Source organism: Haloarcula argentinensis DSM 12282 (assembly GCA_000336895.1).
Taxonomy (GTDB): Archaea; Halobacteriota; Halobacteria; order Halobacteriales; family Haloarculaceae; genus Haloarcula; species Haloarcula argentinensis.
The window spans coordinates 54,362-66,261 of the sequence record AOLX01000022.1 but is presented as its reverse complement, the minus strand read 5'-3'; the positions used below and the strand labels follow the sequence as shown (position 1 = coordinate 66,261).

Sequence of the window (11,900 nt, the reverse complement as noted above, 5' to 3'; positions counted from 1 at the left end):
GAGGACACGCGTCAGTCGTCGAGCGCCGCGTCAGGCCGGTAAGCGCGGCTCACGACCCGCCACGTCCCCGAGCGGAATCGATAGTACGTCACCGCTGCGGGAACCGCCGTCTCGACGACGAGTGAGGCGTACAGCGCGAGTTCGCCGAGCGGCGTGACGTAGCCGAGATACGCCAGTGGGAGGGCGAACAGGTACATCCCGGCCAGCTGGGAGTAAAACGGCCAGCGCGTGTCGCCGCTGGCCCGGAGCGGCCCGGTCGAGCCGCCGTCGACACCTCGGAACACGACACTGGCACAGGCGACGGTGACGAACACTGTCACCAGCGGGAGGACTGTGGGGTCCGAGACGAACAGGCGGGCGATGCCCCGCGAGAACGGGAGCAGCGTCGCTGCGACGACGATGTACACGCCGATACTCAGCCGGAGTACCGTCTGCGCCCAGACGGTCGCCTCGGCCTCGTCATCGTCGCCCAGGGCCTGTCCGACGAGGCTGCTCGACGCGAGGCTCAGCCCCCAGTTCGGCGTGTCGAGCAGCGCCCGGACGCGAAGCGCCACGACATAGGCCGAGACGACGCCGGGTCCGAACAGGCCGACGATGAACAGCCGGGGGAACTGTGCCCCGGTCCGCGCGAGGTTGGCCCCCACCAGCGGTGTCCCGGTTTCCGCGAGGTCTCGCCCCAGTCTCCGGTCGAGTAACGGTCGCGACACCGGAACCCGGACCGGAAACGCACCGATTATCGGCAGGCCACCGCGAGCCAGTCCGACGGCGAACCCAGCCGTGACCAGCACGTTCGCAATGACCGTGCCTAGGGCCGCACCGACGACGCCGAGGCCGAATCCGAAGATGAAGACGGCGTTCAATGCGATGTTGACGACCGCGCCGCCGGCCCGCAACAGCATCGGTGTCCAGGCGTCGTCGGCTCCCACGAGCGTCCGACTGGCGATGAGGTTCAGTGCGGCGAAGGGGACGCCGAGGGCGGCGACGCGCAGGTACTGGACCCCGTATCCGACGGCCTCGGATCCCGTTCCGACGAGGTTGACGAGCAGTCCGGGGACGACCCAGTACGCCGCAGTCAGCGGAAGTGTCAGCCCGAGTACGACAGTGGCGCTAGTCGTGACGGTGACCGCCAACTCTTCGTCGGCGTCGGCCCCGTACCGCTGGGACACCATGCCGATAGTCCCGCCGGCGACGCCGCCGCCCAGCGCGAACACCAGTTCCCAGAACGGCGCGGCGAAGCCGACGCCGGCGATGGCGGTCGGTCCGAGCGCCAGCCCCACCATCGCCACGTCGACGGTCGACTTCGACATCCGCGCGAGTCCGGTGACGATGCGGGGCCAGGACAGGTCCGTCGCCCGGCGGACCCGCTCGCGCTCGACGAGGCCGAACCGCGCGAGCAGACTGCCGACGAGCAGCAGGACGCCACGGACCGGATTGTACGTGGAGGGCACGTGTTCGCCACTGCTTTGCGGTCAAACCCGAAAGGTGTTAAGAAAGGGGAGCCGCCCTCATAGGGTTTATACAGCGCCGCTGCAACGACCGGATATGGATATGGAAGCGGCTATCCGGCACGGGACGATGCAGGTGACCGTCCTGTTGCTCGTCGCGGCCGCACTAGCTATCGGCTTCGGTGTCGCCGGGGTCGGCGCGTCCCTGCCGATTGTCGTTGGCCTGCTGGTACTGGCGGCTGTTCTATTCGTTGCCCGTCCGGACGAGGACCGATTCGGTCCCGTCGCTGGTGTCGATATGGACGGCATTGTCCAGTCGCTGTGGCTCGCGCCGCTCATCACGGCGCTGCCGCTGCTCGTCCGCCTGTCGGCCACGCCCGGCGAGATGCAGGCCATCGGCGGGCTGCTCGGTCTCGCGGGGATGGCGAACTACTTCCTGCGCCCGGTGTACCTGCTGGGCTACGACCTCGTCACCGCGGTTCGAGAGAGCGTCGGCCGGGCGAACGGGCGGTAAGAATCAGTTCGATTCACACTCCGTTCGCAATCCTCGGTCCTGTCTGGACTCCCGTAGTCGGTTACTCCGCTGTCGCTTCGCGGATCTCCACCACGTCGGCGTCCGTCTTGAACGTCGTGCCGCCGTAGTGCGTTCGGGAGGCCGCGTAGCCAGCGTCGCGGAGCTTCTCGATGAACTCGTCCATGGCCTCTGCGCCGCGCCCCCAGCGCTTGCAGAGGCGGTGCTGGTCGTAGTGGGTCGGTGTATCGATTTCGGCCCCGAGCGTTGCCAACAGCTCCGTCGCCTCGTCGGCGGTGCCCATCTCTTCGGTCACCTGCTCGGAAACGGCGCTGACGAACTCGGGGTCACAGGTCCGACCGAGCCAGATGGGACCGGCCGTCTGAAGATGCTCGTCGCAGACCGGACAGTCGTCCGGTGGGTCGGCGATGAGACCGTAGTCGTGGTCGCGCCAGAGGCAGTGCTGGCAGTGGTGGACGTAGCCGAGTTCGTCGATGCAGTCGTTAGCGACCTTCGCGCCGTGGTCGAACGCCAGATAGGTCCGGGCGTAGTGCTTGGTCGCGTGGCTGAGAATCGGCCGGGCGGCGATGTCGTAGCGGGCCGCCGTCCGGACCATGGCCGACAGGAGGACGCGCATTCCCATCTCGGCGTGGAACTCCGTGTTTCGCGGCACCGCGCCGTACGAGCGGACGCCGCTCTCGAAGTGCGCCCCACACAGCGGCGCGGTGTCAGTGGCCGTCACACAGAGGAGGTGTTTGGTCCCCTGAACCGCCGCGTCGGCGAAGGGGATTGGCGTCCCGAAGGGGTCCACGTCCACTACGTCGAACGCTTCCGAGTGCATGAGCACGTTCGCGTCCGACCGCCGGACAGAGGCGGCGAGGTCGTTGCGTTCGAGGTTCTGTTCACACAGCGCCGTCGCGTCGTCGTCGATATCACACAGCGTCGTCTCCCAGTCGTTGGCCGCCGCACGGACGCCGCGAATGCCGCTAGCGGCAGTGGCGTCCAGATACGTCGACACGCGGGGGGTTCGCTCTCGGTAGGCCCGCAGCGCTGCCACGGTGATGTCGCGGTTCAGCTCCTGAACGGGGTTGAAGAATACGTCCGCTCCCTTCCCCGCTTCCGGCTGTTCCGGCACCGTGACCGTCACCTGGCCCTCACTGACGCGCATACTCTCCGGTCCGTGCGGGCGCCGTTAAGTCGTTCGAACCTGCCTGTTGGATCTGGCGGTCAGGATGTCATACAGCTCTTCACAAGGTATTGATTTCAGTCAATATGTCCTGAATTGAACGCACAATCGAGCGTGCGTAGATACCGCTATGTGTCCTAACAGATCCGTTAGAGGTTATCGAAGGCGTGCAAGATACAGAACGCATATCCTGCATCTTACATGACTTACTTGAATCATTTGTGGCAAACGTTAACAGGAGAAACTCAAGTATTTTCTTTCGTGAGTTTGCTTATTGAATTGTGCCTGGGTATATCCGAGGGTTCGTCGAGCGGGAATTTGCGGAAGGTTGGGAATTCGTCTGTCGTGTTGACCCTTTCACCGGAAATCAGGGAGATTTCAAATACGTGTTTTTTGGGACCGGCTGGGCATCGGCTCTGGATCCCGTCGTCCACACTCATGGCCTCCCGGACGACCTTGCACCGAATACAAAACTGGCAATGATGGGACGAGGATCGAACGCCATTGATCGCCTCTCGAACAAAGACCTCTACGACCAGTTCCAAGCATTCCGTGAACGGCTGAGAGATCACACCCCACCCCGGCATATGTATCTAGAAGAACTGCTGGAGTTCGACTGGGAAAGTGGCATTAGCGACGCGAATCGGGCTAGTTTAGCTGAGCACGGCCCGAATATGGCACTTCACATGGTGCTTCGCCTGTTTGACCTCATTGACTCCACCGGCACGAAGTACTCGGAGTGGGAATCAGAAGCGGAAGAGGGGTGGCGACATAAGTTTGTAGATCGGGATGACATCGAGACACTGCTTCGCGGTGACTTGGTCGAGTTTGAGGACCGGTGGGTGTCACTGCAGGCTAGGAGCCGTCATGAACTCCTCCCCGAAGACTGGTTCGACCTGCTTCGTCTCCTATACCTGGATGACTACCGGGACGTGCGATTCATTTTTTATTGGCACCATTGAACACGCTCCATCCCGTTTGATAAACGCATCCTCTGTATTTCGAACGCCGTTCCTACTTAGTAACCGATAGGTCTTCGACCGAGGTGTTCCTTCGCTTCTCTGCATTGAGCGAATCGGGTAGCGAAGAACGGCCATATGAGCCGTTGTATGACTCCCTCTCTGGCGGTACCTGACTTACTGCGAACGGCCAGAAAGCCCCCGGGCGCTCGACCGCTACGACTCGCTGCGCCCTTCACTCGCGTCGCTCGCTCCAGTGCTTACGCCGTCTCGCATGTCGAGCGCCCGGCCCCTTTCAGTCCCATCCGATGTCGGCTGTGCAATGGCACTGCGTCTGGTCGGCCGTGTAATCGCAGGCGGCTCGGTCGGTTGTCTCGGCTGTCTACGCCGATGCCACACTCACCCTGCTTCTGCCGCTGCCCGCTCCGTAGGCAGTCGAACAGTCACCGTCGTCCCGTCGCTCGTGTCGAAATCGAGGTCGCCCTCCAGCGTCGTCGCGGTCCAGCGGACGAGCCAGAGGCCGATGCCGCTGCCGTGGTTCAGGTCCGTCTCGCGGCCCCGCTCCAGCACGCCGAGTTCGTGGTCGGGCACCCCGGGCCCGTTGTCGCTGACGGTCAGCACGACATCGTCACCCTCGGCTGTGGCGGTGACAGTGACGACGGCGTCCGGAACGTGCTGGAGAGCGTTCTCGATGAGATTGGTAAGCAGGATTTCTAGCAGGGCGGGCTGGGTTGTGAGTTGGAGGTCGTCGGATATCTCCACGGCGGCCGAGCCGCCGTATTCCTCGCGGGCGGTCGCTACGACTTCGGCGGTGAGGTCGGCCAGTGCGACGGATTCGAGGGCTGCGTCGCCAGCACCCGCTTCGGCGAGGGTCCGGGCCTTCTGGCCGGAGTCGACCAGGCGACTGACCGACTGCTCGATGGTTGACGCGTAGTCGGCGTGGTCGCCGTCGAGTTCCGCCGCCAGCAGCTCCGCCCGGGCCTGGATGACGACGCTCTCGTTGCGGACGTTGTGTCTGAGAAAGCGATTGAGCACTTCGAGGCGGCGCTCGCGGCGGATCTCGTCGGTGATGTCCTGAAAGACGACCGTATACCCCAGTTGCGTGCCCGCCTCGTCGCGGAGCGCCGTCTGTCGGATCTTGAACTCGCGATGTCGACCACCGGCCTCGATAGACACCCGTGAACTCCCGCCGTCGGTCGCGATATCGTCGTCGCCCAGAAAATCGTTCAGCGGCTCGGTCAGTGCTTCGTACTTGTCGATGGCGAGCATCCCCTCGGCGGCGGGGTTGAGGTTCACGACCCGGCCCTGTTCGTCGACGATGGCGACGGGCGTGGCGATGTCGTGAATGGCCGCCCGCTCGCCGGCCCGCCGGGTCGCCGGGTGGAACTCGAACATGTCGCTGCGGACGAACGCGTACAGGTCCAGCGCGACGTGTGGTAGGAACAGGAGCGTCGTCAGATTCACCGCCGGCACTGGCCCGACCCCACCGGCCCACAGCAACACGGCGGCTCCGGGCGGTATCGGACTCAGGCCGACCGCCAGCGCCTCGCGCCGATACAGCGGGCCGTAGCTGACGACCGTATCGAACACCAGTAGGGTCCCGAAGCTAACGAACAGCATTGCGACGATGATCGTGAGCAGTCCTACCGGCAGGACGGCGTACTCGGCCCCCGCGCTGCCGGCAGCCGGTACGACCCGGAAGCCCTGCCAGACCACAGTGTGGAGCGGGTTCGTGACGACGAGTGCCGTTTCGACGAGCGGCAGCACCGCCACACCACGGTACCAGCCGCTTTCGAGGACGTTCGTCCGACCCGTGTATCCCAGCGCGAACGAGAGGAAACAGAAGCCGATCCAGATGATGCCCAGCCAGGACACCATCTCTAGGGCGAGGCGCAGTGTCGGGTCGAACACCAGCAGCGCCGCGCCGTAGCTGAAACACCAGCCCGTCTGTGTGACGATGGTCGCGACGAACCACCGCGCACCGGGCTTGTCCCAGTGTGTCCGAAGCTGTGCCAGCAGATACAGCGACCCGATCCCCGAGGCGAACGAGCCCAGCGCCAGCCACGGGAGGTCGAGGTTCATGCCAGAACAAATCTGTACTCCGTGTTTATGCTTCTGGGCACAGTACAAGCATTGATAACTCCCCCGTCGCCTGCCAGGCAGCCGGGACTTTGCTGCTGAAGCCGACGCCGTTTTGTCACCCCTTTCCGTAGCATAGCTGTGACCGGAGTCGAGGAGTGGGTGGCCGACCTCGAAGCCGCCGGGGAGCTGACCCCCGACGCAGTGTCGGCTATCGTCGACGTTCACGGTGACCGCGGCCACCAGGCTATCGAAGCTGTCGGCGAGAGCCGCGTCAAGCAGTACCGTGATTTCACGGTCGTCGTCGGCCACGACGACGAGTACATCGTCGAGGACGGCGGCTGTACCTGCGCCGACAGCGAGTACAACCTCGACGCCGACGACCCCGACCAGCTCTGCTGGCACGCTATCGCCGTTCGCATCGCCGAGGCTATCGATGCCGTCGACGAGCACGACATGTGGTACTCTGAGGTCCGCGAATTCCTCTAGTACCTTTTTACTTCGTCGCCCTTCCTCGCGGCGCGAAGCGCCGCTGCGGGAGGGCTCTCTGCTCACGGGCGCAGAGCGCCCGTTCGCACGGCCAGCGGGACCGGGGGTCCCGCTCGGCTCGCAAAAATCTACGCTAAAAACGCCCTTCTCGCTCCCGCTGGTCGCGAGAAGTGAAACCGCGCGCCTGGCGGCGCGCGGTATGCCTGTTGCACGGCTTTTACCTGCTACTGCACCGCCCCGCTACCGCTCTACTGGTCGCCCAGCCCCGTACGTGATCTGCCCTTCCAGTGAGAACCGAAGGACGGATCGAGAGCCGAGGTCGAGCGCGCGGAGCGTGTCGGCGCGCTCGTGATTGCCGAGGTCAACGTGGACGCGCCCGCTCAGCGGTGCGGCCCCCAGTTCCCCCTGGAATTCGACCGGTGTTCGTTCCAGTCGTCCCTCTCGAACTGCGTAGCTCTCTATCTGCTCCCGGCGTTCCCAGGTCCGGGGCCAGTCGATGCTGACCGTCGCCACGCGGTCGCCGTCCTCGACGACCGTCGTCTCGTGGCGGGTCTCGTCATCGTGGTGGGTGATGTCGGCGACCGTTTTCGGATAGCCCCAGATTTCGTCGCCGAGGGCGCGAGCGGGCTCGGTCGTCACCGGGAGCGACCAGATGTAGCCGCCGACATTGCGTGTCAACAGTGGAAGCAGCGGTGGCCGCTGCCCGTCCGGTGTCGCCGCGACTATCACCGCGAATTCGTCGTAGGGCGTCATCGCATCGTCGCCGATACGGTGGTATTCGACACAGAGGACCACGACTGCAGCCCGTCGTGCCGTCGCCCGGACCGGCGTCAGCCCGTCGGGCAGCAACGACGCCGCACCGTCGTATCGCGCCGGGAGCACTGCCCCGGCGGCCGTCGCCTCGGTGACAAGTGGGAGCGTCACCTCGTGACCCGTCGAGAGCCGAACCCGGTCGCCGTCAGCCAGTTTTGTCACCGCAGCCACCGTCCCAGAAACGCGCTCGCACGACCGAACCCGCGGTGAATCGGGTCCTGCAACCGCGCCGGGAGCCAGTGGGTCCACCGGACAAACGTAGCGAAGGCTCCGACCGGATAGCGGGCTTTCGGCTGGGTGTCGGTCGCTGCGGCGAGCACCCTCGCGGCGACGGCCTCCGGCGTCGTCGTCAGTGGCCCGCCGGTGAGAACCCAGCCGTCTTCCAGCGCGTCGTACGTCCGGTCGTAGGTCGGCGTCCGGTCCTCGTCGGGCAGGCTCCCCAGCGCGCCGTCGGCGAACCCGGTCTCGACCCACGCTGGCTCGACGAGCGAGACGTGGACGTCGTCCGCGCCAGCCACCTCTATCCGTAGTGCGTCGGTCAGCGACTCGACGGCGGCTTTGCCGGCCGAATACGCGCCGAGTCCGGGCGAGGCGGTGTGGCCCAGCACGCTAGAGACGGTGATGATGCGCCCGCCGTGTTCGCGCAACTCGGGGAGCACTGCCTGTGCGAGTCGGTGTGGGCCGTGGACCAGCACGTCGAACTGCTCGCGGGTGGCGTCGATCGACACGTCCTCGACCGGGCCGGCGACCCCGTACCCGGCGTTGTTCACCAGACCGTCGAGGCGGCCGGTCTCCGCGACGATTTGGTCGACGACAGCCGCTATCTGTGCGTCGTCGGTCACGTCGAGTTCAAGACACCGACAGCGCTCGCCGATATCGTCGGGAAATTCGCTTTCGATGTCCGTCGCGTAGACGGTCCAGCCGTTATCAGCGAACGCCCGCGCCGTCGCCGCTCCGATACCCGATGCTGCCCCGGTGAGCAGGACGACAGAATCCCCTGTAGACATACGAACCAATCCCGAGCCCAGAACTCAGTGGTCGAGGCAGTAGTCGACGTAGTTCCGGAGGATGCGCAGCCCGGTCTCACCAGACTTCTCCGGGTGGAACTGCGTGCCGAAGACGTTGCCGGCGTCGTTGGCGACAATCGAGGCGAAGTCCGCCCCGTAGTCCGTCGTCGCCACCGTCGCGCTCTCGTCGTCGGGAACGGCGTAGTAGGAGTGGACGAAGTAGGCGTGTTCGCCATCGACGCCCTCGACGAGCGGGTGGTCCCGCGTCACGTCAAGCTCGTTCCAGCCCATATGTGGCACGGTCTGGTCGCGGCTGAACCTGACGTTCTTGCCCGGAATGAGGTCCAGCCCCTCGGCGTCGCCCTGGCCTTCGTGGTCGGCCTCCTCGCTCGTCGTCAGGAGCATCTGCATCCCGAGACAGATCCCGAACAGGGGCTTGCCGGCTTCGGCCTGTTCGACCAGCGCCTCGCGGAACGGCCCGGCGTTGTCCATCCCTTCGGAGAACGCCCCGACGCCGGGCAGGACGATGCCGTCGGCCGCATCGAACTCCGCCGGGTCCTCCGAGAGCGAAACGTCCGCGCCGGCGCGTTCGAGCCCGCGCGTGACGCTCCGGAGGTTCCCCAGTCCGTAATCGACGACGACCACGTCCGCGGTCGTCTGTCTGACACTCATGCGAGGTTGTAGGCGAACAGGGGCTAAGTGACTTCCTGTTCGAACAAGCCTTCGGCACGACCACTGTCCGGCGGGAGGTGTCGCTTACAGCCAGACACCCGGAGCTGGTGAGGATATCAACTATGAAAACAGGCCATCCCTGTTTTATTGATCTACCACATACGGTCGCTGATGGTTGGTATTACAGACGTTCTGTACGTCGACGGTAACGTTCTCATCGCTGAGTTTCCCGAAGAAATGGAGATGACAGACGAGACGTTCGCGAAAGTCAATGAACGGTTCGAGGAACTCGCCTCACAACCGGCGGTCGATACGCACATCTCAAATCTCCAGATGGAGGCGTCACTGAACGACGACGTATTCACGCGAGCACAGGAGGCCGCTGAGGCGGGCAAGGAGTTCGGTATCACGAACTGGGTCATCGTCTCCGAGGGGATCAAGAAGATGGCGCTCAAGAGCCGGGTCGGCGAAATCTCGGGTGTCGACATTTCGCTGGTCGACACGAAGGCAGAGGCGATGGACATCGCAGCGAACTAGCGCTTTCGAGCGCACTATCCGACTTTCTAAAACTCGCCGAGTCGCGACTGACCGCTCTGGGCGTCGGTAAACTCCGCGGCAGTCGTCAGTGCGGCCTCGAACGTCTCCTTCTGGCTGGGGTCGTACAGCGTCGCTGCCGGGTGGACGGAGACGAGAACGCGACGCGGCTGGCCGGCGATAGCCACGTCGAACACGTCGCCCGCTTCGCCGGTGACCGCAACGTCACGCTCCAGCAGGTGCTCCGCCGGCACTTTCCCGAGCGTCACGACGACTTCGGGGTCGACGCGGTCGATTTCCGTCTCCAGATAGTCGCGGCAGTTCGCGAGTTCGCCTGTTCGCGGGTCGCGGTTGTCCGGCGGGCGACAGCGCACGCAGTTGGTGATGCGCACGTCGCCGCGGTCGAGGCCGGCATCACGCAACCCATCGTCGAGCACGTCGCCGCTCCGCCCGACGAACGGCTCGCCCTGTTCGTCCTCGTTCGCGCCGGGGGCCTCCCCGACGAACAGCAGGTCCGCGTCCGCGGGACCGACGCCGTTGACGATGCGCGAGCGCGAGCCACAGAGGTCGTCACAGCGCTCACAGCCAACGACGTCAAGGCCGTCCATCTGCTCCATGCACCGTCGTTTGCACCGGGGACTCTCAAACGCAGCGGTCCGCCGGCAGGCATTCGACCGCAGACGCTGGCCGCGACTACCGCTTTACACCGGTTGCTTCGATCTGCACCGCCGCGTCGTTCGGCAGGCTTGCAACGCCGACGACGCTTCGTGACGGTCGCTGCCCGTCGAAAAACGCCGCGTACGCTTGCTTGACCGCTGGTAGCTGGTCCATCTCCGTGAGGTACACTGTCGTCCGCATCAGGTCCCGCGGTTCGAGACCGGAGTCGGCAGCCATGGCACGAATCTGGTCGAGCGCGGCCAGCGTCTGTTCCTGCACGTCGCCGTTGCGAGCCGTGTCCGCGTCCGGAACCTGCCCATCGAAGAACAGGAGCTGGCTGTCCTGCTGGCGCGTGCCGTACACGCTGTGCTCTGTCGACTGGTCGCCCTCGTACCGGGTCACGCTACTGTTGATGTTCGTCTGTTCGTTCGTTTCTGCGGCCTCTACAGCATTCCTCGCCTGTGTCTTGCTCTCTACCATTGTATGCATACAAACACAGTGCCAGCTAATCAGGATGTGTTTAGCTATTACTAACTGTAGGCAATGATGAGGCAGTAATCGCTATCGAGATGTTTTTCGGTCACAGATCTAGCTTAGCAATAGATAACTTTCGCTGTGGCACCTGACAGAATCGACTCTGGTTTGCTCAACTCTCTTGGTGGACTGTGTCATCCGTCGTCGGGCGGTCGCTACCGCATCTGACTCACTCCATTTCGACCAGTCCACGCGCCGCCAGTCGGGCGACTCGGAGTGGTTCCGGACGGCCGCCCTCCGGCGTGAACGCCCGGACGACATCTGCGGCGGCGCTGTCGTCGATACCGACACTCCGAACGTACACTGTCTCGTCGTTCACCGACACCGGTCGGCGCTCCGGCTGGGCACGGTAGGTCGCCAGCCGGTCCTGCACGACAGCGCGGTCGTCGAACGCCTCGCGGATGGCCCCTTCGAGCCCCGGCGAGGATTCGAAGGTGACCGAGAGGACCGGCAGGTCGGTGTGGTCGTGAATTCGCTGGAGGTCGAGGACGTTGAACCACGCCGGTGCGAGACCCGCCACCAGCAGGTAGCGGATGTCCTCGCGGTCCAGTCGGTCGACCATCGCACACACTGTCTCGGTTGCGTCGCTCCCGCCGACCGTGGCAGTACTGAAAACAAAGCCGTCGGCGACTCTACTGGCGCGGACGACAGCGCCAGCGAACTGACTGGTTTCCGCTCGGTACGACTCCGCCACGCCGAGGGCCCGCGCCCCTGATTTCACGTGTTCTGGTTGTCTTTGATGTCTTCCAGTCTGTCGAGTAGTTCGTCGTTCGACGCGGTGAACTCGTATTCGATGTCGCCCTCGTGGGCGTTTTCTTCAGCATCGAGGCCGTCCTCGTCCTCGAAGTCTGTGTCGTACTCCTGATTGTCTTGTTCCGATTCGTCGTAGCTCCCGAACCCCATGGTACGTGTACAACTATGACGTTCACAGTAAAAAATCACTCGCCGACTCCAGCGTGTTAGCGCGTTGACACGGCGGTTCTCGGAACCGCTGTGGCGACCGACGGTCAGGAG

At 64.4% G+C, this 11,900-nt stretch carries 14 protein-coding genes; 4 read left to right on the top strand and 10 right to left on the bottom strand.

The genetic code is table 11. The features are described 5' to 3' along the window. Positions 1-11: 11 nt before the first annotated feature. On the bottom strand, positions 12-1,448 hold the full coding sequence (locus tag C443_RS12245) for an MATE family efflux transporter (protein WP_005536710.1): 1,437 nt from the start codon (positions 1,446-1,448) through the stop codon (positions 12-14). 94 nt (positions 1,449-1,542) lie between these two features. On the opposite strand from C443_RS12245, the gene C443_RS12240 reads away from it, so the two are divergent. Then, positions 1,543-1,959: a hypothetical protein gene (locus C443_RS12240; protein WP_049944043.1), complete on the top strand. Its 417-nt coding sequence runs from the start codon at positions 1,543-1,545 to the stop codon at positions 1,957-1,959. A 61-nt stretch (positions 1,960-2,020) separates the two neighbouring features. On the opposite strand, the gene C443_RS12235 is transcribed toward C443_RS12240, so the two are convergent. Continuing rightward, a complete protein-coding gene (locus C443_RS12235; protein WP_005536707.1) occupies positions 2,021-3,124 on the bottom strand; it encodes a tRNA (guanine(26)-N(2))-dimethyltransferase in 1,104 nt (367 codons plus the stop codon). Between the two features lie 299 nt (positions 3,125-3,423). On the opposite strand from C443_RS12235, the gene C443_RS12230 reads away from it, so the two are divergent. Continuing rightward, complete coding sequence (locus tag C443_RS12230; RefSeq protein WP_005536706.1) at positions 3,424-4,104, top strand: hypothetical protein; 681 nt, start codon at positions 3,424-3,426, stop codon at positions 4,102-4,104. Positions 4,105-4,500: 396 nt separating this feature from the next. Here C443_RS12230 and C443_RS12225 read toward each other — a convergent pair whose 3' ends face one another. Next, on the bottom strand, positions 4,501-6,183 hold the full coding sequence (locus tag C443_RS12225; protein WP_005536705.1) for a histidine kinase N-terminal 7TM domain-containing protein: 1,683 nt from the start codon (positions 6,181-6,183) through the stop codon (positions 4,501-4,503). A gap of 138 nt (positions 6,184-6,321) precedes the next feature. On the opposite strand from C443_RS12225, the gene C443_RS12220 reads away from it, so the two are divergent. Continuing rightward, positions 6,322-6,669 (top strand): hypothetical protein, encoded by a 348-nt coding sequence (locus tag C443_RS12220; RefSeq protein WP_005536704.1) that lies wholly within the window; start codon positions 6,322-6,324, stop codon positions 6,667-6,669. A 240-nt stretch (positions 6,670-6,909) separates the two neighbouring features. Here the strand turns inward: C443_RS12220 and C443_RS12215 are convergent, their stop codons facing one another. From C443_RS12215 to hisH, 3 genes are read right to left on the bottom strand one after another with little or no spacing between them, the layout of a single operon-like run. Next, complete coding sequence (locus tag C443_RS12215) at positions 6,910-7,644, bottom strand: acetoacetate decarboxylase family protein (protein WP_085944912.1); 735 nt, start codon at positions 7,642-7,644, stop codon at positions 6,910-6,912. Beyond that, the gene (locus tag C443_RS12210; protein ID WP_005536702.1) at positions 7,641-8,489 is read right to left on the bottom strand and encodes an SDR family oxidoreductase; all 849 of its coding nucleotides are present in this window, start codon (positions 8,487-8,489) and stop codon (positions 7,641-7,643) included. Before C443_RS12210 ends, C443_RS12215 begins: the two co-directional genes overlap by 4 nt. A 24-nt stretch (positions 8,490-8,513) precedes the next feature. Further along, positions 8,514-9,161, bottom strand: a complete 648-nt coding sequence (gene hisH, locus C443_RS12205; RefSeq protein WP_005536701.1) for an imidazole glycerol phosphate synthase subunit HisH — start codon at positions 9,159-9,161, stop codon at positions 8,514-8,516. Between the two features lie 171 nt (positions 9,162-9,332). Between hisH and C443_RS12200 the strand changes: the two genes are divergently transcribed. Next, a complete protein-coding gene (locus C443_RS12200; protein ID WP_005536700.1) occupies positions 9,333-9,698 on the top strand; it encodes a hypothetical protein in 366 nt (121 codons plus the stop codon). A gap of 26 nt (positions 9,699-9,724) precedes the next feature. Here the strand turns inward: C443_RS12200 and C443_RS12195 are convergent, their stop codons facing one another. The 4 genes from C443_RS12195 to C443_RS12180 form a co-directional block, all read right to left on the bottom strand. Next, the gene (locus C443_RS12195; RefSeq protein WP_005536699.1) at positions 9,725-10,312 is read right to left on the bottom strand and encodes a uracil-DNA glycosylase; all 588 of its coding nucleotides are present in this window, start codon (positions 10,310-10,312) and stop codon (positions 9,725-9,727) included. Positions 10,313-10,388: 76 nt separating this feature from the next. Further along, positions 10,389-10,832 carry a RidA family protein gene (locus tag C443_RS12190; RefSeq protein ID WP_005536698.1) on the bottom strand — a complete coding sequence of 148 codons (444 nt, stop codon included), beginning with the start codon at positions 10,830-10,832 and terminating at the stop codon, positions 10,389-10,391. Between the two features lie 223 nt (positions 10,833-11,055). Further along, positions 11,056-11,607: an endonuclease dU gene (locus tag C443_RS12185; protein ID WP_005536697.1), complete on the bottom strand. Its 552-nt coding sequence runs from the start codon at positions 11,605-11,607 to the stop codon at positions 11,056-11,058. Beyond that, positions 11,604-11,789, bottom strand: a complete 186-nt coding sequence (locus C443_RS12180; protein WP_004515979.1) for a DUF5786 family protein — start codon at positions 11,787-11,789, stop codon at positions 11,604-11,606. Before C443_RS12180 ends, C443_RS12185 begins: the two co-directional genes overlap by 4 nt. Positions 11,790-11,900 lie beyond the last annotated feature (111 nt).